We start from the raw sequence: 20,999 nt of genomic DNA on the forward strand, positions 1-20,999 counted from the left end.
GATTTTGATTATAATGCTTAAAATTCATAAACAACTGTCTGATTATCAGATATAAATATACGAAATCCTGCAATAATTACCAAAAAAACCGCCTCAGTTGTGAGACGGATTCTAAAGTATTACTGAATAGCTTTAATCAACTGATCGTTAATTTGCTGCTCTTTCTGTCTGGCAAAATTAGAATCAATGGGCTCAATCACATCCATTAAATAAGAATAATATGAAGTAATTTTCTGAGCATTGTTCTCTATTTCATTCTTCGCCTTATCCTTACCCATAGACTGAGCTTTTTTTACGAAGGCATTGAATTTCTTATCAATTGGCTCCATAGACTTTAGAAGGTAATTGTACGCTTTCTGATTCTGACCTAATTTTTTGTAGGCATCTGTCACCGCCGTTACCACAAGAGAATATTCAGCAGGTTTTGATCTCATCTGTCTGCCGAGGTTTCTCTGTTCCGAAGCATTCATAGCAAGGTAATAATCATATTCTTCGAAGATGTCTTTCTTTAAATTTTCAGCTAAATCTAAAGCTTTTTTCTCCTCCCCGACCATAATGTAACCATTCACCATTGAACTTAAAGATCTCGGATCATTGTATTTAGAGGCAGGAATTTCTCTCGAAGCCAAATCAAGAATTTCCAAAGCTCTTTTCCTGTCACCTTTTAAAGCCAAGGCTGCGGCGGCTCTGCTCGCTGCACTTCTGTAACCGATGATATTGGAAGTAGCAGTTTCATCAAAATGAACATTCAGGTCTTTAAAATTGCCCCATCTGTAATTTTTTACAATGTTGTAGAGAGAGTTTGCATCTACTCTTCCCATCTCACCATCCTGACCTCTGCGTGTTTTAATAGGAACCAGTCTGTAGCTGAAACCGTCAAACTGCAGATAGTCGTCCAGGAAGAAGATGTTTTCACTTTCGTAAATACCGCCTGTTGAAAAGTTCAGCGTTCTTTTCCAATTAAAATTGGCCAGAATATCAAACATAATCAGATTTCCTTTGTACAAAGTATTGGCTTTGTAATCTACAGTAATGTGATCAACTACATTGGGTAAATCTGCTGCTGTTACAGTTCCGGATTTTACAGCATTAGCTTTATTTACAGGAATTACAAATTTGCTTACCGGTAAGAAATTGTATTTTTCATATTTATCTCCACCAAAGATTTCTTTTAAAACTTCATCTTTTTCGGGTGACTGAATTTTTATAAATTCTACGGCCTCTTTTACTGTCATTGAATCCTTTTCCAGATATCCCTGAAATGCTTTGAAAACACTGTCACCAGTTCCTTTCTCCTGTAAATTGGCAAAAACATTTTTCCAGTCGCTGGGTTTCATAATGTAAATCTGATCATTCACTCCGTCACGGTAGTCTTCATGCTTCAGCTGTCCCGGTACAGGCATTGCGTTGTACGTTCTTCTTTTTACCTGATCAATATTCCAGGGTGTTGAAAGAAGAGTGAAATTCACTACTTTAACATCATCTCTGAATCTTTCTGTTTCCTGCATCGCCCAAACCGGATATGTATCGTTATCTCCGTAAACAAATAAAATATCGTCCTTAGGCAGAGATTTTAACATGGAATAAGAATAATCGTAAGCCGTGTAACGACCGCTTCTATCATGAACATTATAGTTCTGAAAGCCCATCATCAAAGGAATTCCCAGTAAAACAACACCAAAACCGATATTGGCTAAATTAGATTTCACTTTAGACTGAAGGTACCATAAAATTCCTCCAGCTCCAAGACCTATCCAGATTGCAAAAGCGTAGAAGGAGCCTACAGTTGCGTAATCTCTTTCACGCGGTTCGTAAGGTTTCATCCCTGTGTAGAAAACAATTCCGATACTTGTTAAAATAAATAAAGATAATAAAGCATAGAATCTTCCGAAATCTCTGTTCAGCTGAAAATAACATCCTAAAACTCCCAACAGCATCGGTAGGAAAAAGAATGCCACCGTACTTTCATTTCTGAATTTTGCAGGCATTGCATCCTGATCACCATACAAGGTATTATCGATAAAAGGTATTCCTGAAATCCAGTTCCCGTTTGTATCTTCACCATGTCCTTCAAGGTCATTCTGTCTACCGGCAAAATTCCAGAAAAGGTATCTTACAAAATAATATCCGTTTTGAAATGTGATAAAATAATGCATATTATCCACAAACGAAGGCCTCTGAACTTTAATTAAATTATAAGGTCTCACTTTCAGGTAATCTGAAACTGTAATGTCTTTGTTGTCGTATTTTGCTCTCAGCTCATTATAAATTTCCTGAGCTTCTGGACTATCTGCAACGTCTGGATTATCAAAATTAAATGCAAAATCCGGCGCACCGTACATAGACATATAATTAGACATCACAGCTTTGTCCTCATTAAACATTCTCGGCATAAGGCTTACATGATCCTTATTGAAAACGTAATTGAATCTTTCTCCGGTCTTTCTGTACGTACCGGTCTTTTCGTCCTTTTCGTAGATCTCTCCGGTCTTGGTGGTTTTAAAGCTGTTGTCTTCATTCTTCTCGATACCGTTAGCATCCAGAAATGCAGTGTAGTTCTGACCGTAAATCGTTGGCCAGTCACCATATTGTTCTCTGTTGTAATAATCCAGCATACCGATAGCAGTATCCGGATCGTTAAGGTTCATCGGCGGGTTTGCATTCGCTCTTACAGGAATTACCATCCAGCATGAAAATCCAATCACCATAAATACCGCAGAAAGTGCAATCGTCTGATAAATTTTCTTTTTGGCTCTTCTTGCATACTTAATGATGAAGTAAGAAACCGCAACCATAACCAGAAATCCTACGATTGTTCCTGAGTGGAAAGGCAATCCCACACCATTCACCATAAAGATTTCAAGCTTCCCAAACATGGTCATGATAAATGGGAAAATAAGTTTAAAAACTATGATTAAGATCAGCAGCGTAACTCCGTTGGCAACCAGAAAATTCTTCCAGGTAAATTGATAATGTCTCGCATAATACACCAGACACACTGCAGGAATTGCCAGCATACACATCATGTGAACTCCTACTGAAAGCCCCACGATGAAGAATATTAAAACAATCCAGCGGTCAGAATCTGCGGCAAGATATTCGTTTTCCCATTTTGTGATCAGCCACACCAACAGTGCGATAAACATGGAAGCCATAGAATACACCTCACCTTCCACAGCCGAAAACCAGAATGTGTCTGAAAATGTGAAACACAGAGAACCAATTACACCAGCAAAAAGAATAGCAATCTCCTGATGTTTGTTAATCTCTTCGAATTCTTTATTCAAAAGTCTTCTCACAAAATGAGTAATTGTCCAGAAAAGAAAGAGAATAGTAAAAGCACTGAAAAGTGCAGACATTCCATTAATCACAATAGAATAATTTTCGCCTTTACCGAAAGCAAAAATTCCTGCCACAGCACCAACGATTTGAAAAAGTGCGGCACCCGGAGCGTGCGTTACTTCAAGTTTTACGGCAGAGGAAATATACTCTCCACAATCCCAAAAACTAAAGTTGGGTTCTATAGTTGAGAGATACGTGATAAATGCAATGGCGAATATCACCCATCCGAGAACGGTATTCCATTGCCTGAAAGTCCAGTTTTTCATAGTAATAAATCAATCATGCGAAAATAAGATTTTTAGATGATTTTATGCTGTTTTTAACAAAATTTAAAAAAAATGGCGTAAATTTTGGGTGCGAAATCAGAAAACAGTAAAATCTGCAAAAGAATTTTAACCCTCATTGCTGTAGTTTCAAACAAAAGTTTAGAGATTATTTATTTTTTTGTATTTTTGCGGTCAGATTTTTTATTGAAAAATTAATAAAATAATGAGTAATGTTTACGATAATATTCTTGGCCTTATAGGAAACACTCCTATGGTGAAGCTTAATAATGTCACAAAAGACATCCCAGCAACCGTATATGCCAAGTTAGAATCTTGTAATCCTGGACATTCAACCAAAGATAGAATTGCTCTTCATATTATAGAAAACGCAGAGAAAAAAGGTTTATTGAACAGTGAATCTGTAGTAGTGGAAACCACTTCCGGAAATACCGGGTTTTCTATTGCTATGGTTTGTATTATTAAAGGATATAAATGTATTCTCGCAGTAAGTGATAAAACGAAAGCAGAGAAAATTGCTTACCTGAAATCTTTGGGAGCGCAAGTTTATATATGCCCAGCGAATGTTCCGGCAAATGACCCGAGATCATACTATGAAGTTGCAAAAAGAATTGCAGCAGAAACACCCAACTCGGTTTACATCAATCAGTATTTCAATGAGCTTAATGTAGATGCCCATTATCAGACCACCGGTCCTGAAATCTGGGAGCAGACTCAGGGAAAAATTACACACCTTTTTGCCTGCACGGGAACGGGAGGAACTTTATCTGGATCTGCAAAATTTTTAAAGGAGAAAAATCCAGACATCAAAATTATCGGTGTGGATGCTGACGGTTCTATTTTGAAAAGCTTCCACGAGACTGGTGAAATTCACAAAGAAGACGTACATCCTTATCAGATTGAAGGAATGGGAAAAAATTTAATTCCTTCTGCCCTTTTATTCGATAAAATTGACGAGTTTGTAAGGGTAAACGACGAAATGTCTGCCTACAGAACCAGAGAAATCGCTTTGAAAGAAGCCATTATGGGAGGATACACTACAGGGGCGGTTACACAAGGACTTATTCAGTATGCCAACTCTCATCAGTTTGCAGAAAATGACCTTGTTGTCTTAATTTATCCCGACCACGGCTCAAGATACATCACAAAAGTATATAGCGACAAGTGGATGGAAGAACAGGGATTCATCAACAATTGCTTTCATAATTATGATGAAGTTTTCAAAACAGAAATCATTAAATAAGAAATAAAATAAAAGCCTTTTGAAAAAAAACAAAAGGCTTTTTTCATTCTATATAATTTAACTAAATTTGTTCGTTAAAATTTACAATTAAACCCTTTATTTAAAAATGGTAGATATATTTGAAAGAATAAAACAAAATCCGGGACCACTGGGTCAGTTTGCAGATTACGCAGAAGGATATTTTGTTTTCCCAAAACTGGAAGGACCTATTGGCCCAAGAATGAAATTTCAGGGAAAAGACGTTATTTTCTGGAGTGCCAACGATTATCTGGGACTGTGTAATCATCCTGAAGTTTTGGAAGCTGATGCAAAAGCAGCGGCAGAATTCGGAATGTTTTATCCGATGGGAGCAAGAGCAATGTCAGGTGAAACCCAGCAGCACCAGCAGCTGGAAAAAGAGCTGGCAGAGTTTACACAAAAAGAAGCTGCTTATCTTTTGAATTTTGGGTATCAGGGAATGGTTTCTTGTATCGATGCGTTGGTAACGAGACACGACGTCATCGTTTATGACGCAGACTCTCACGCCTGTATTGTTGACGGTGTACGTCTTCACATGGGAAAAAGTTTTACTTTTAAACACAATGATATTGAAAGTTTAGAGAAAAACCTTACAAGAGCAACAAAAGTAGCTGAAGAAAACGGCGGCGGAATTTTAGTAATTACCGAAGGGGTTTTCGGAATGAGAGGAATGCAGGGTAAACTGAAAGAAATCTGTAATTTAAAATCTAAATTCAATTTCAGACTTTTGGTGGATGACGCACACGGTTTCGGAACTTTGGGTAAAACCGGAGCTGGAGCTGGTGAGGAACAAGGTTGTCAGGATCAGATTGATGTGTACTTCTCTACTTTCGCCAAATCAATGGCTGGTTTCGGAGCATTTTTGTCAGGAGATCAGAAAATTATTCAGTTTTTAAAATACAATCTTCGTTCTCAGATTTTTGCTAAATCTTTAACAATGCCAATGGTAATCGGAGGTTTGAAGAGACTGGAATTATTAAGAACCCGTCCGGAAATTAAAGACAAGTTATGGGAAAACGTAACTAAACTTCAGAACGGATTAAAAGAAAGAGGTTTCAACCTTGGAAATACGGATACCTGTGTAACGCCGGTTTTCATTAAAGGAACAACAATTGAAGCAACACTTTTAGCAAAAGATTTAAGAGAAAATTACGGGGTATTTACTTCTGTGGTGGTATATCCGGTGATTCCAAAGGGTATGATTTTATTGAGATTAATACCTACTGCATCGCATACCGATTCAGAAATCAACGAAACTTTGGCAGCTTTTGAAGGCATCAAAGAAAAACTGGAATCTGGTGTTTACGCAGAAATGGAAAAAGAAATGAACATCGAGTACAAGCAAAACTAAACTTGATTTTTCATCAATATAAATGACCATCGGAGTTTCCGGTGGTTTTTTTTATCTGAATGAAATTTAGGATAACAAAACCTAATTTATTTAATATCAACTGGTTTTACATGATTAATGACAGTAAAATTTGAACAGAATGATTAAAATTCTGACATAGAATAAAGAATGAATTTCTAAAATTTTGAAAAAGCTGAAATATCACAAAATCAGTTAAATTCATTACAAAAATTATTTATATAATAATATTCAATTAAAAATAAAATTATATTCACATAAATTCAATTTTATTAAGTAAAAATTTTAAATATTTAACAAAACCTAATTTTTAACATTTTTTAACTAATAATGTTCACAGGACGGCGATTGGGCGTTATATTCTGTTAAAAATTAGGCTGTTAGTTGTGGTAGGGGTAAATTTGCAACCATGATTTCAAAACATACAATTATGAAACACAGTTTTACGTACTTAAGAATTGTACTTTTGAGTTTGGTATTCAGCTTTGTATCTTTAACTGCCAACGCACAGACACAGGGTTACATACAAAATAACAAAACTCTCGCAGAAAAATTATCAACAAAGTACGGCATACCAAGCTCTGTAATACTTGCAATAGCATTCGTAGAAACAGGAGGCGGAACCAGCAGAAATTCCAAAGCATTAAATAATCATTTTGGGATTGTAGGCAAAAACAGCATTGGATCCAGATACAAGCAATTTGAATCAAAGGAAGAAAGTTACGAAGCATTTTGCAAACTGATCGTAAAAAAGAAATACTACACCGCCCTGAAAGGTACCGAGGATTTTGGAAAATGGGTAAAAGCAATTGCTAATGCAGGATACTCTACACAGCCCGGAGAATGGATGAGAAGAATTAATTCTATCATTCACAAATACAAACTCAAGGACTAAATTCTCAAAATCTGAGATTGAAAAAGAAAAACTAAAGCTTCAAAAATATTTGAAGCTTTTTTTTATTTCATCTTGTAAGGAATACGGAATCTGATTAAATTAGCATCCTCAATTTCCCCTAAAATTTTATGTTTGAAAATAAAAATTGGCGGGTGGTATCTTTGATTACCATTTGCTTTGCTGTATACTTTGCCGTCTCGGTTATCTGCCTTGCCTTTGGGTGGAAATGGGAACCTTTAGACAAAGTAAATTTAATCACCGATGTATTTAAAATTGATGAAAATACAGAAAAAACTGCCCAAAAATCTACAGTAAAAAATTCCGGTAATCAAAACTTACCAACTGATTTTGAGCTTTATAAGAAGCCGGATCTGATTACCCGGTTTTATAAAGACCAGAACGTCACTGCCCTCGCCCACCTTGCTGAAAAACTGCATCAGCTGAAAGCAACCGGAAAGGGAAAAATACGTATCGCTTATTTCGGCGACAGCATGATTGAAGGTGATATGCTTACCCAAACTTTGCGCAGGCTGATGCAGAAAGAGTTTGGAGGTTATGGTGTGGGATTTCTTCCTATTCACACCAATGTGGGAAATTTCAGACAGACTGCATCCGTTACGGGCAATGGCTGGAACACTGTTAATTTTATGGATAAAAGTGTCAAAAATATGTACATTTCCGGGTTTGCCTTCAGCGGAACCGGAAATTCAAAATTTGTTGATAAATCTGTGAACGCAGGTTCTTCCCTTCAAAAATTCCTGCTGTATGGAAATTCAAACGGAGCAAGTGTTAACTTCAATGGATCTAATATTTCACTTAAAGGAAATTTTGCGGTCAATTCTCAGATGCTTTCTTCAGATACTTTGGCGACCGTTAATTTTAAAAGCAATTCTGCAAATCTCCCTTTGTACGGGATGAGTTTTGAATCTGAAAACGGAATTATTCTCGACAACTTTTCTTTCCGGGGAATTACGGGAATTGAATTTAAAAAAATTAATGAAGACTTTTTAAAAGCTGTTCAGAATGCCAATCATTACGATCTCGTTGTGATGCAATATGGCGTAAACCTTCTCTGGAAGCCTGATACAAAAGATTTCTCTTTCTATACCAAAAATATGAATCCTGTTCTGGAAAAATTCAACAGAGCTTTCCCCAATACCGATATTTTGATGGTAAGCAGCGCAGACAGAGCGTTTATGTACAACGGCAGCTGGCAAACTGCAACCGGACTGCCAAATGTTCTTGAAACTCAGGCAAAACTTGCATTTGATAATCATCTGGCGTTTTTTAATCTATTTGAAACAATGGGTGGTGAAAATTCAATCGTAGACTGGGCCAATCAAAATCCACCATTGGCCAATAAAGATTACATCCATCCCAATGCCCGCGGAACCGATATTTTAGCAGATAAAATTTTTAAAGCATTAATGAAAGACTATAAAAAATACAAACCAAAAACACAGACTGAGAAATGAAACAATTAGAAAATCTTTTTACTTCATTTGACTGGAACGCATTTCTAAGCCAGTTTCTGTATGATCCAAAAAATCCTTTACTCTTCAATAATGGTTTTTTCGTGTATTTTTTCACTCTTTTTATTCTGCTTTTTTTCCTCCTGAAAAATCATCATACCGCAAGAAGATATGTTTTCACATTTTTTTCCCTTTACTTTTTTTATAAAGCAAGTGGATGGTTTGTAGGTTTGGTGGTGGTTTCGGCACTGATCAATTTTGCATTGTCTAATATGATCTACAGAACCAAAGGAAAATCATGGAAAACTTCGCTTTTGGTTTTAAGCATCGTTGTTAATCTCGCCATCCTGTTTTATTATAAGTACACCAACTTTTTCATTACAGTTTCCAATGAGATTTTCAGTACAGAATTTAATCCGCTGCATATTATTTTACCGATTGGAATTTCCTTTTTCACGTTCGAAAATTTAAGTTATACTATTGACGTGTACCGGGACGAATTTGAACCTGCCAAAAAGTTTACAGATTATCTGCTGTTTCTCTCATTTTTCCCAAAACTGATGATGGGTCCGATTGTAAGGGCGCACGATTTTGTTCCGCAGATCAATAAACCCTACATCATTTCTGAAAGGGACTTTGCCATGGGATTTTATCTGATTATTTCAGGTCTGATTAAAAAACTGGTGATTTCAGATTACATTACTTTAAATCTTGTAAACTATATTTTTGATACACCTTCGCTTCATGCCGGGCTTGAAAATCTATTTGCCGTCTACGGTTATGCAATGGTCATTTACTGCGATTTCAGTGGTTACAGCGATATTGCGATAGGAATTGCACTTTGGTTAGGTTTTAAAATTCCTGCCAATTTTTTCTCTCCTTATCAAAGTACAAGCATCACAGAATTCTGGCGAAGATGGCATATTTCGCTCTCCTCATGGCTGAAAGATTATCTTTATATCCCTTTGGGAGGAAACAGAAAATTCTCAGTCGGTTCATTTATTTTTGTGACGTTGTTTTTAACCGGAGCGTTTTTAATGTCAGTCAATCTTTTTAAGCTGAATTACTTTTACTCTGCCGGAATTTCTGGTGTTCTTTTATTGATTTTTATCCTTCCGGCGATGATTACAAAAGATTCCAAAGGGATTGCAGCGAATTTTAACCTTTTAACAACCATGCTTTTGGGCGGCTTCTGGCACGGAGCCAGCTGGAATTTTATTATTTGGGGAGCAATCCACGGAATCGGACTTGGACTACACAAAATCTGGATATTGCTGACAGGAAAAGCACTCTCCGGAATCAATAATTCTTTGGTTTACAGGATCATTATGGGAATTTTCACATTCCATTTTGTATGTTTTGGATGGATATTTTTCAGAGCTGAAAACTTTGATGCTGCAATGACGATGATTAATCAGATTATCTACAATTTTGACGCAGACGTTTTTGGTCCGTTTTACGAAAACTACAAAAAAGTAATCTGGATGATCGTTTTAGCGATGATCATTCACCTTATTCCGGATGATGTTGCTGAAAAGGCTGTTGTTAAAATAAAAACAATACCTCTTGCAGCATATATCATTGTGTTTTTTGGATTTCTGATTTTGTACGGATATTTCAAGTCTGCCGAGCAGGTTTTACCAATCTACCTTCAGTTTTAAAAATAAAAAAAAACTGCAGAATCAATTCTCTGCAGTTTTTTTTATCGCTTTCCAAATGGCTTCAGCCTGTTTTTCGTAACCGGGTTTCAGATAATGAACGCCATCGGCACTTGCCTCTTTTCTTGACTGCGCTTTTTTAAATGAACCTTTTCCACCTGTTGCTTCAAAGAGATTAAAAAAAGCAGTGTTGTTTTGTCGCGCACTTTCTTCAATCCAGCTGATCACCTCAATAGTTCTGCTTTCTTTAGGCGAATTATCCGGCGGACCAATCAGCAGAATCGGCAAATTTGGATTTTCATTTCTGAATTTTAAGATCACATCGGAAACATTTTTTTGAAATTCTTCTTTTTCAATTTTTCCGAAAGCCTCGTTTGTTCCCAAAGCAATGATGAGAACATCAGATTTCATTTTTGAAAGCTGCTCCAGCTGGAGTGGGAATTTTAAAAAGTCAGAATAAGTGGCTCCGTTCACGCCGACCGTATTGAAAACAATTCCTTTTTTTACATTTTTAAGGAACTGAAAACCATAAAATGTATTCCCCTGAGGATTATTTGTTTTAATTAAAAATATATTCTGAGGACTTTTAAAATCAATTTCAGTTTTATAACTGTCAAATTTATATGAAGCAATTTCTTTTATATTTTGTTCGAAATCAGGATTATAGTTTAAATAATTTCTTTCAACCATATAAACTGAGCCTGCTTTCGGATTTAAAATTTTGTCGCCGTTCAATGCACGCAATTTTGTAGTAGTTGTATTGTATTGAGAAACAATTTCATGAAAAGTTTGATTCTCTGAAGCCGTATGACTCATTCTTTCAGATTTTTTCTGAACAAAATCTTTTAGCGGCTTATTTTCATTAAACAAAAAAAAGCTTCCGCCTTTCATTTTAGCATCATTGTAAATCAACACTTTATCAAAACTGTCTTCAGGATTTTTAAAACTGATTTCTAAAAAAGAATCTGCTTTATTTCCAATCACAAATCCGGCAGCTCCAATTTGTGGAAAAACCTTTTGTTCATGCACCAATCGAAATGTTTCCCAGGGTTGGTTGCTCACAGATGAAAAATCTTCAGCACCATTGGTATTGGCAACCTGATAAGGAAAAACCAAACCGCGACCTGCATTTCCATGTTGATCCTGAAAGTTCTTCCGAAGGTAACCCGTCAGATGATCTGCCTGAATGTGTGAATCTCCTATAAAAAGAATCTGAGTAACCTGATTTTTATTTAAATTGTCAAAGAAAGGTTTTAAAACTATTTCATTTTCAATGTTTTGCGCCATAACACCAACTGAAAACGCCAAAAAAGCTGAGGATAAAATCGTAAGAGAAAATTTCATGTTGTGAATTTAGAAATTTTTTAATGAAATTTATTCTATCTGAAAGGAATATGTATGTTTCATTTTAAACCGTAAATTTGCAAAAAATTTTTGTTGAAAGATCTCCTTCTAATTACTCCGCCTTTTACGCAACTCAATACGCCGTATCCTGCAACAGCTTATATCAAAGGTTTTTTAAATACGAAAAACATTTCGAGCTACCAGACGGATTTGGGTATTGAGGTAATTCTGGAATTATTTTCGAAAAAAGGTCTGACAAAAATATTCAGTGAGGAAATTTCAATTCAGTCTCTTTCAGAAAATTCGCAGCGGATTTTCAGTTTAAAAGATGAGTACATCAAAACCATCCATCAGGTAATTTCTTTTCTTCAGGGAAAAACTCCAACCTTGGCAAGACAGATCTGTTCGATGAATTTTTTACCTGAAGCTTCAAGATTCAGTCAGCTGGATGATATGGAATTTGCTTTCGGGAATATGGGACTTCAGGACAAGGCTAAACACTTGGCTACTTTATATTTAGAGGATTTATCTGATTATATAGTTGAAGCTGTCGATTCTGATTTTGGTTTCAGCAGATATGCCGAAAGATTGGGTAAATCTGCCAATTCTTTTGATGAATTGTACGCTAAAATTTCAGGCGAAAAAACTTTTATCGACAAAATTACTTTAGAAATTTTGGATAAAAAACTGAAATTTGCAGAGCCCAAATTAGTCTGTTTTTCAATTCCGTTTCCTGGAAATCTGTACTCTGCGTTTCGGTGTGCAAAGTTCATTAAAGAAAAATATCCTCACATAAAAACTGCCATGGGCGGCGGTTTTCCGAATACGGAATTGAGGGATATAAAAGACAAAAGAGTTTTTGAATTTTTCGATTTCATCACTTTGGATGACGGAGAAGTTCCTTTGGAATTGCTATGTGAAAATTTAGATAAAACAGAAAATTTAGAATTCAAAAGAACTTTCCTAATTGAAAATGAGGAAGTTATCTATAAAAACAATTCCAAACGCCACGACTACAAACAGGCAGACATCGGAACTCCCGATTACACTGATTTACAGTTAGATCAATACATTTCCGTGATTGAAATTGCCAATCCGATGCACAGTTTGTGGAGCGACGGACGATGGAATAAGCTCACGATGGCACACGGCTGCTATTGGGGAAAATGTACTTTTTGCGACATTTCTCTTGATTATATTAAAATTTACGAACCTATCTCAGCTAAAATTCTTGTCGACAGAATGGAAGAACTGGTTGCTCAAACCGGTGAAACGGGATTTCATTTTGTGGATGAAGCTGCTCCACCCGCTTTGATGCGTGAAGTTGCTATTGAAATCCTGAGAAGAAATCTGGTGGTAACCTGGTGGACAAATATTCGTTTTGAAAAAAGTTTTACCCGCGACTTATGTTTTTTATTAAAACTTTCAGGTTGTGTTGCTGTTTCAGGTGGCCTTGAAGTCGCAAGTGACAGACTTTTAAAATTGATCGACAAAGGAATTTCTGTGGAACAGGTTGCCAAAGTGACAAGAAATTTCACGGAAGCTGGAGTTATGATTCATGCTTATCTGATGTATGGTTACCCCACTCAAACGGTTCAGGAAACTGTTGATTCTCTGGAAATGGTTCGCCAGCTTTTTGAAATGGGAATTCTGCAAAGTGCATTTTGGCATCAATTTGCAATGACGGCACATTCTCCGGTTGGGCTCAACCCTGAAGAATTCGGAGTGACACCAATCAAACAGGAAATTTTGTTTGCCAATAACGATATCGATTTTACAGACAAAACCGGGATCGATCATGGGAAATTCAGTTTTGGACTAAAAAAATCCTTGTTCAATTATATGCATGGAATTAATTTTGAAATTCCTCTGCAGGATTGGTTTGATTTTAAAATTCCAAAAACGACTGTTCATCCAGATTATATTCATGACTGTTTGCTGGAAGAAGAGGATTTTAAATTTAAAAGCAATTCAAAGGTTCTATTTTTGGCGAAAAATGTAATTGCTGAGAATCGTTTAAAGAAGAAAAAACAAACTGAATATCCGTACACCAAAATTACAGTCCATCTGAAAACAAATGTTGTAAGTCTCGATCTGGAGCCTGATCACGCAAAATGGCTGATGAAAATGATGCAGGAAAATTATGTAGATCAGTCGCAAAAGATTACACTTCAGCAACTTAAAAATCAGTTTGAAGAAAATTTTGAAGACTTTGAATTATTCTGGTTTTCAAAACAGATGCAAATGTTGAAAGAAAATGGTGTGATCTTGAGTTTGTAAGCTACGATCTAAAATTCAAGATTTAAGGTTTAAAATAATTAAAGTATTTTCATTTCTAATTTTTATAATTAGATTAAAAATAATTTTAAGATTCGTGCTGAATTACAGAAAAAAATTGTGAAGAATGTTCTCAGAATTTTTTATTTTGCAGAAGCTCAATACTTTGTTTGTAATCGAATGGAGTACTATCTACATTTATTCAGTTGAATTAAAAACTAATTATTTTTTATCTTTCTCAATTCCATCTCTCACCACTTCGCCTACCGTTACTTTTTCCTGAATTTTTATAAAATTGGGATCCATGATTGCCATTCTTTCGGCGATGGCTTTGTAAGTGGGAAATTTCAAAATTGATGCCCGGCCAGACATTTCTCTGTATAAAGTAAAAGTTTTTCCGCCTGCACTTTTGAGTTGTTTTGTCGTTGTAATGTATTTTCCGATATACTTGCTTTTGGCATCGTAAATTTCGATATCTACAAATGTTTTATCTGAAATGGTCTCCTCAGAACCAAAACTTACGGGAAGATTTGTAAAATAACCTACTGGTTTACCGTTACTTAATATTTCTCCCACATTGTTGACTGTAATATTTAATCTGTCAACTTTAGACTTGATGCTGTATGCGTCTTTCGTACGGTTATCAAATTTACGTTTTGGAGAATTTGTAAAAATGGCATCCAGATTTTTAATATTGATTCCTCTGTTGTCGATAACTTTCAGTTCTTTGATACAGGTAAAAACTGCAGATTTTTCTTCACCTGAAAATGCTGAAGGAGAAACATAATCCAGTTCCAGAGTTTTCTCCTGGTTGTATAGCCGCTTGAGTTTTATATAACTGTCTCGAACAGAGTCTGTAATACTTTTATCTACAAACTCGACTGTGTAAACCGGACTTTCTTTGAGATCCATAAACGTATAAATTCCGTTTTTGTAATTTACTTTCGCAACGTGCTCACCGTCTATGGTTACAATTCCTCTTTTTGTTTTTATGATTTGCCCCTGTAAAAACGAGCTGCAGACCGAAAATACGATTAGAAAAATTATTCTCATGAAAAAATATTATGATTTGAGTAGAATAAAAAAAAGTGTAACAAAGTTACACTTTCCCTGAAAATATATTTAGCTTTTCAATTTAATTATTCGCAAAGGATGATTCCTTTGTCATGATTAAACTCTACAACACCGCTTTTGATGGGGAAAGAGAAAATAGAATCTTTATCATTTTCTTTGGTAAAGTTTTTGGCAAAAGCTTCGTCCACATTCTGTGTAAAAAGTTTTACTTTACCACCAATAAGAGAAGAAACAATTCCTGCGTGATTTTTCATAATATGAAATTCACCATTTTTTCCTGGAAGCAAAACTGAATTTACCTCTCCTTCAAAAACTACGTGTTCCGGTGTTAAAATTTTTATATTCATCTAAACAAATTTGAAATTTGATGTTTGAAATTTGAAATTACATATCGAATCTCAAATTTCAAATCTCAAATTGTTATTAATTTTAAGCGTTGTCTGCCAACATTTTTTCTCCGGCTTCAATTGCCTCTTCGATAGTTCCTTTCAGGTTGAAAGCAGCTTCCGGTAAGTGATCCAATTCACCATCCATAATCATGTTGAACCCTTTGATGGTATCTTTAATATCTACCAAAGATCCTTTAAGACCTGTAAACTGTTCTGCAACGTGGAATGGCTGAGAAAGGAATCTCTGAACTTTTCTTGCTCTGTAAACTACAGATTTGTCTTCTTCAGAAAGTTCTTCCATACCTAAGATTGCAATAATATCCTGAAGTGCTTTGTATCTCTGAAGAATTTCTTTTACTCTCTGTGCACAGTCATAATGCTCATCACCGATAATTTCCGGAGCGAGGATTCTTGACGTAGAAGCCAATGGATCTACCGCTGGATAGATACCTAATGAAGCAATTTTTCTATCTAATACAGTGGTTGCATCTAAGTGAGCAAACGTTGTAGCAGGAGCCGGGTCAGTTAAATCATCCGCAGGTACGTAAACCGCCTGTACTGAAGTAATTGAACCGTTTTTAGTAGAAGTAATTCTTTCCTGCATAGCACCCATTTCAGATGCCAAAGTTGGTTGGTAACCTACCGCAGAAGGCATACGGCCTAAAAGTGCAGATACCTCAGAACCAGCCTGTGTAAAACGGAAGATGTTGTCAACGAAGAAAAGTACGTCTCTACCCTGTCCTGTTTCACCACCGTCTCTGTAGTATTCAGCTAAAGTAAGACCAGAAAGTGCTACTCTCGCTCTTGCTCCTGGCGGCTCATTCATCTGTCCGAAAACGAATGCTGCTTTAGAATCTTTCATTGCTTCTAAATCTACTTTAGAAAGATCCCAACCTCCGTTTTCCATAGAGTGCATAAAATCATCACCGTATTTAATAATACCAGATTCAAGCATCTCCCTCAAAAGGTCATTTCCTTCTCTCGTTCTTTCACCTACACCGGCAAAAACAGAAAGACCACCGTGTCCTTTCGCAATATTGTTAATCAACTCCTGAATCAATACTGTTTTACCTACACCGGCACCACCGAACAATCCAATTTTACCTCCCTTTGCGTAAGGCTCAACCAAATCGATTACTTTAATACCTGTGAATAAAACTTCTGCAGAAGTTGAAAGCTGATCAAATTTTGGAGCTGGTCTGTGAATAGGAAGACCACCTTCCTTAGAAATATTCTGAAGCCCGTCGATAGCATCACCTACAACGTTGAAAAGTCTTCCGTTTACAGCATCACCTACCGGCATCATGATAGGATTACCATATCCTATTACTTCCTGACCTCTCTGAAGACCGTCAGTAGCGTCCATAGCGATACATCTTACAGTGTCTTCGCCAATGTGCTGCTCAACTTCCAATACTACTTTTTCACCGTTTTGTTTAATAATTTCCAGTGCATCATAAATGCTTGGTACTGCTTCTACGTTTGAAAACACAACGTCGATTACCGGACCAATAATTTGAGAAATTTTACCTTTTATTTGGTTTGCCATTGCTAAATTTTTTCTTGGTGCAAATATAATGATTCTTCATAAACACGCAATTGCTAAAAAAAAGATTTTTATCATATTTTTTTACTAATTTACCAATGTACCAATCGAGCAATTTACCAATCATTTAGAAACCAAAAACATTGGTACATTATTACATTGGTACATTGTTACATTATCTTTATATTTGCAGTCAAATTTTTTTCGGGTTGAAAGTTTTCAAAAATTTTAGCGATTATCAGTCTCATAAGCCTTTGGCATTGTCATTAGGAATGTTTGACGGGGTGCATTTGGGTCATAAAAGTATCATTGATGAGCTTACAAAAATTGGTTTCGAGAAAAATCTTGATACAGCGATTCTTACTTTCTGGCCTCATCCAAGATTTGTTTTTAATCCTGACGAAAACTTAAAACTCCTCAACACTTTAGCAGAAAAAAAATTCCTGATAGACAAATACGGAATTCAGAATTTATTTTTAAAAGAATTTGACGAAGAATTCAGAAATCTTACAGGAGAAGAATTTGTGAGACAGATTTTGGTTGAAAAACTCAATGTAAAATATCTGATTGTAGGCTACGATCACGTTTTCGGAAAAAATAAAAGCGGAAACTTTGAATTGCTTCAAAAACTTTCAAAAGAACTCGGTTTTGAAGTCGAACAGATGGAAGCCATTAACATTCACGAGAACAATATCAGCTCTACAAAAATTCGAAATGCTTTATTAAATGGAAACATTACTGAAGCTAACGAAATGCTCGGTTATTCCTACTCTGTTTCCGGAACTGTGGTTCACGGGAAAAAACTGGGAAGAACGATCGGTTATCCTACAGCCAATATTGAAACAGAAACTCTGAAACTTTTACCTAAAAAAGGTGCTTACATTGTTGAAGTTTTTGTAAAAGATCAACAATACAGAGGAATGCTAAGCGTAGGAACAAATCCTACAGTAAATGGAGAGAAATTAACCGTTGAAGTTTATATTCTTGATTTTGAAGGCAATATTTATGATGAAAAAATCACTGTAAAATTCAGGGATTTTCTTCATAAGGAAATTAAATTTGAAGGGATTGAAAAGTTGGTTGAGAGATTGGATGAGGATAAGAGGTTGACTGAGGAGTTTGGGTTTTAAAATATTATCTTCTTTCACAGTTTTTCAATTTCTTCTCTCATTTTTTTCGTTAGAGATTTAAACACCAAATCATACGAGTGATCAATCAGTTTTAAAATCAAATCCTTTTTCAAACCATCTAAAGAAACAGAATTCCAGTGGGTTTTGTTCATGTGATAAGCTCCTGTAATCTGTGGATGCTGCTCGCGAAGTTCTTCACTCCATTCAGGATTGGTTTTTACTGAGATTTGAAGTGGCTGTTTTTCCAGAGACATCAGCAGAAACATTTTTGTACCTACCTTCAAGACCAGCGTTTCATTATCAAAAGGAAAACTTTCACTTACTCCCTTTTTTCCTAAACAGTAATCTAAAATATCGTTGGCATCCATCTTCTAATTTTTTGACGAATGTATTAAAATATGAATAATAATACACATTGAAATATTCCAAAACAGAATTTTTTCTGAAAATTCACTGGAAAAGCATCAGATTAATTTTTTTTTTCGAACAATCATAATAATTAGTATTTTTGTAAAAATTATTTTTATGAAAATTAAATCATTAATAGCAGTTTTTGCAGTAAGTTTATCCAGTATTGCTTTTGCACAGGAAGCTCCGAAAGCAGGTCCACCTGCAGGAAATGCAATTGTGGGCGATACATACGGTTCTGCAGTTGGGGCTAAGTCTGAATCAAACGCACTTACGGTTAATAAACTAAGCAAGAAGCTGAAAAAAGCTAAAAAAGTTGAAAACGTTGCGATAAAAGGTACTGTAGCTGAAGTTTGCGAGAAAAAAGGTTGCTGGCTGAAGATTAAAACTGACAATAATTCTGAATTTTTTGTAAAAATGCAGGATTACGGCTTTTTTGTTCCTACCGCTTTGAAAGGTAAGAATGTAGTGATGGACGGTACTGCAGAGGTGAAAACTGTTTCTGTAGACGAGCAGAAACATTATGCAACTGACGCGAAAAAATCTCAGAAAGAGATTGATGCCATCAAAAATCCTAAAGAAGAAATCAGATTTGTGGCTACCGGAATTAAAGTAGTGAACTGATTTTAAAACAATACATATTGAAGACCGGCGGAACAAAATGTTTCGCCGTTTTTTTTTATTCGATTGAGAATCTTACCGGCTCATCAAGTTTTGGAAATTTTGTTTCAGATACAAAACGTTTTCCGGAACAGTCAAATTCTTTCCAGCCTTTTTTATTTTTAACATCACCTACTGCAACTACGTAAGGTACAAATGTAATATCATCATTTCCACTCTCATAGAATTCTTTATATTGAACGGCGATGTCTAAGATACACTCGTGGTCAGTATTTAGTTTTACATTTCTGTAAATAATATCGTAATGAGTTTCTTTATTTTCGGGAATTTTAAAATAATCTTCCCAGCCTTCTATCCCGGAATTTAGCTCTGCCATTGCTTCCAAAGCGTAGTACAGTGCAATGGTGTAATATTTTCTGGTTTCTTTTCTCAGATAATCGTTTTCAAAATGTCCTCCTTCAAAAAGCACTGTTGGAAGCCCGGCTTTCATAAAATTATCGCCTGTAGAAGTGGGGTAGAATTCATCAGAATATCTTCCGATCTGATTTGGTATTAAGTTCTCAAGCTTAGCAAAGATTTCTGAAATCACTGCCATGCATTTTTTCCGGTTTTCTGTAATATTTCTTTCCTGATCTTCTGATGGCGAAAGAAAAGACAGTGTGGCAGGATGAATACCGTCTGTAGTAAATATGGTTCTCTGCTCGTGAAGGTTTAAGCCATAATGATAGCCTCCCTTCTCAATTGTTTCCTTCAAAAATTTCAGTTCTGCTGAGTGATTGTTATGGAAATCACGGTTGAGATCCAATTCCTGTGCATTGAGTCTCGTCCATTTTTTTGAGCCGTCAGGATTCAGCATAAAAATAAAATCCAAATGAATTCTACTTTCAAGATTCCTTTTCTGCTCAGTATCGTTTTCCAGACTAAACAGTAAATCAATCATAGCAAGAGTAGCATTAGACTCGTTACCGTGCATCTGTGACCACGCTATGATTTTAACAGGGCCAGTACCAAAACTCAATTTATAAATAGGTTGTTTAAGGTAAGAAATTCCGATTTTGAAAATCTGACCTGCGAAATTTTCACGGAGATAATGAAACAGCCTTTCCGGAAAAATATACCGGCTTTTAAAGTGCTGATTAGATTTGTATATGGCTTCAAAATTCATTCTGTAACGATTTTACATCCGTCAAAAATACCAATTATTTCATTAAAATTTCAATTAACATTTGTAACAATTCTAAACGATGCAAAATGTCACTTTGTCTGTGGATAAAATTGTTAATTAAGTATAATTTAATTTATTTTACGTAAAATATTATAATTCAATTATTTAAAATATTTATTTAAAGTTGTTAATTATATCTACTTTAACTGTGTTACTGTGATGTTTTGTACATTTGAGTGTAATTAAACTAAACATTCCGGTTGTGGATTACATTGTAATCATATTACTTGTTACAATTGTAAATGACTAAAAAATTTGGTGAAAACATCAAATTTACGAGCTGAAAATCCCTTAAAATAAAAATGCTAAAATTGATTAAAAAAATGTTGTTAAGGGATTATAAGAGATATCAAATATGAGCAGAAATGCTTTGTTTATGGTCTTCTGTAGATTGAATTATCTAAACTGACGGAAAATTGCACTTCAAAATGCGTTTTAAACTGACTTGTAAGGCCGTCTCCTACTCTACAGATCATCAATCTGTATAAAACCTTTAGTGGTGGTGCATCGCAGAGATTTAAGATCGAATCTTTCTGCCATAACAGTATTTTTAAAAATTCTAAAACCTTCTACTTCATCTTTTACTTTAACATTTATCATGATTTTGAATTTTGTGGAAATGAGATAATAATTACAGTGTTAAAACGGCGAATTTTATGTAACTTTTTGTTTATATGTTGTTTATGTGATTTACTTTTGTATTC

16 protein-coding genes are annotated in these 20,999 nt (G+C 35.4%); 8 read left to right on the top strand and 8 right to left on the bottom strand.

All coding sequences use genetic code 11. The features are described from left to right. Nucleotides 1–119: 119 nt before the first annotated feature. Nucleotides 120–3,608, bottom strand: coding sequence for a DUF2723 domain-containing protein (locus ASG31_RS09705; RefSeq protein WP_056031438.1), 3,489 nt, complete (start codon nt 3,606–3,608; stop codon nt 120–122). Between the two features lie 223 nt (nt 3,609–3,831). Here ASG31_RS09705 and ASG31_RS09710 point away from each other — a divergent pair, with 223 nt between their 5' ends. From ASG31_RS09710 to ASG31_RS09730, 5 genes are all read left to right on the top strand, one after another. After that, complete coding sequence (locus ASG31_RS09710) at nt 3,832–4,869, top strand: PLP-dependent cysteine synthase family protein (protein ID WP_056031441.1); 1,038 nt, start codon at nt 3,832–3,834, stop codon at nt 4,867–4,869. A gap of 106 nt (nt 4,870–4,975) precedes the next feature. Then, nucleotides 4,976–6,238: an aminotransferase class I/II-fold pyridoxal phosphate-dependent enzyme gene (locus ASG31_RS09715; protein WP_056031444.1), complete on the top strand. Its 1,263-nt coding sequence runs from the start codon at nt 4,976–4,978 to the stop codon at nt 6,236–6,238. Between the two features lie 448 nt (nt 6,239–6,686). Beyond that, nucleotides 6,687–7,151 (top strand): glucosaminidase domain-containing protein, encoded by a 465-nt coding sequence (locus ASG31_RS09720; RefSeq protein WP_056032553.1) that lies wholly within the window; start codon nt 6,687–6,689, stop codon nt 7,149–7,151. Nucleotides 7,152–7,279: 128 nt separating this feature from the next. Then, nucleotides 7,280–8,626 carry a hypothetical protein gene (locus ASG31_RS09725; protein ID WP_056031447.1) on the top strand — a complete coding sequence of 449 codons (1,347 nt, stop codon included), beginning with the start codon at nt 7,280–7,282 and terminating at the stop codon, nt 8,624–8,626. Further along, entirely contained in the window at nt 8,623–10,284 is a 1,662-nt protein-coding gene (locus tag ASG31_RS09730; protein WP_056031450.1) for an MBOAT family O-acyltransferase, read from the top strand. Before ASG31_RS09725 ends, ASG31_RS09730 begins: the two co-directional genes overlap by 4 nt. Before the next feature lie 21 nt (nt 10,285–10,305). Here ASG31_RS09730 and ASG31_RS09735 read toward each other — a convergent pair whose 3' ends face one another. Next, nucleotides 10,306–11,625, bottom strand: a complete 1,320-nt coding sequence (locus tag ASG31_RS09735; protein WP_056031453.1) for a GDSL-type esterase/lipase family protein — start codon at nt 11,623–11,625, stop codon at nt 10,306–10,308. Nucleotides 11,626–11,718: 93 nt separating this feature from the next. On the opposite strand from ASG31_RS09735, the gene ASG31_RS09740 reads away from it, so the two are divergent. After that, nucleotides 11,719–13,905 (top strand): B12-binding domain-containing radical SAM protein, encoded by a 2,187-nt coding sequence (locus ASG31_RS09740; protein WP_056031456.1) that lies wholly within the window; start codon nt 11,719–11,721, stop codon nt 13,903–13,905. Between the two features lie 219 nt (nt 13,906–14,124). Here the strand turns inward: ASG31_RS09740 and ASG31_RS09745 are convergent, their stop codons facing one another. The 3 genes from ASG31_RS09745 to atpD all read right to left on the bottom strand — a co-directional run bounded on the left by ASG31_RS09745 (nt 14,125) and on the right by atpD (nt 16,914). Continuing rightward, nucleotides 14,125–14,955 carry a hypothetical protein gene (locus tag ASG31_RS09745; protein WP_056031459.1) on the bottom strand — a complete coding sequence of 277 codons (831 nt, stop codon included), beginning with the start codon at nt 14,953–14,955 and terminating at the stop codon, nt 14,125–14,127. 86 nt (nt 14,956–15,041) lie between these two features. Beyond that, a complete protein-coding gene (locus ASG31_RS09750; RefSeq protein ID WP_056031463.1) occupies nt 15,042–15,323 on the bottom strand; it encodes a FoF1 ATP synthase subunit delta/epsilon in 282 nt (93 codons plus the stop codon). An 82-nt stretch (nt 15,324–15,405) separates the two neighbouring features. Beyond that, on the bottom strand, nt 15,406–16,914 hold the full coding sequence (gene atpD, locus ASG31_RS09755) for a F0F1 ATP synthase subunit beta (protein ID WP_056031466.1): 1,509 nt from the start codon (nt 16,912–16,914) through the stop codon (nt 15,406–15,408). A 206-nt stretch (nt 16,915–17,120) separates the two neighbouring features. On the opposite strand from atpD, the gene ASG31_RS09760 reads away from it, so the two are divergent. Beyond that, a complete protein-coding gene (locus ASG31_RS09760; protein WP_056031468.1) occupies nt 17,121–18,041 on the top strand; it encodes a bifunctional riboflavin kinase/FAD synthetase in 921 nt (306 codons plus the stop codon). A 14-nt stretch (nt 18,042–18,055) separates the two neighbouring features. Here the strand turns inward: ASG31_RS09760 and ASG31_RS09765 are convergent, their stop codons facing one another. Further along, nucleotides 18,056–18,409, bottom strand: a complete 354-nt coding sequence (locus ASG31_RS09765) for an MmcQ/YjbR family DNA-binding protein (protein WP_056031471.1) — start codon at nt 18,407–18,409, stop codon at nt 18,056–18,058. A gap of 157 nt (nt 18,410–18,566) precedes the next feature. Between ASG31_RS09765 and ASG31_RS09770 the strand changes: the two genes are divergently transcribed. Beyond that, nucleotides 18,567–19,073, top strand: coding sequence for a DUF4920 domain-containing protein (locus ASG31_RS09770; RefSeq protein WP_056031474.1), 507 nt, complete (start codon nt 18,567–18,569; stop codon nt 19,071–19,073). A gap of 55 nt (nt 19,074–19,128) precedes the next feature. On the opposite strand, the gene ASG31_RS09775 is transcribed toward ASG31_RS09770, so the two are convergent. Both ASG31_RS09775 and ASG31_RS19065 read right to left on the bottom strand, forming a co-directional pair. Next, nucleotides 19,129–20,235 carry a M14 family zinc carboxypeptidase gene (locus ASG31_RS09775; protein ID WP_056031476.1) on the bottom strand — a complete coding sequence of 369 codons (1,107 nt, stop codon included), beginning with the start codon at nt 20,233–20,235 and terminating at the stop codon, nt 19,129–19,131. Nucleotides 20,236–20,760: 525 nt separating this feature from the next. Beyond that, nucleotides 20,761–20,895 carry a hypothetical protein gene (locus ASG31_RS19065; protein ID WP_262483843.1) on the bottom strand — a complete coding sequence of 45 codons (135 nt, stop codon included), beginning with the start codon at nt 20,893–20,895 and terminating at the stop codon, nt 20,761–20,763. Between the last annotated feature and the right edge of the window lie 104 nt (nt 20,896–20,999).

It is taken from the genome of Chryseobacterium sp. Leaf404, from assembly GCF_001424145.1.
Lineage (GTDB): Bacteria > Bacteroidota > Bacteroidia > Flavobacteriales > Weeksellaceae > Chryseobacterium.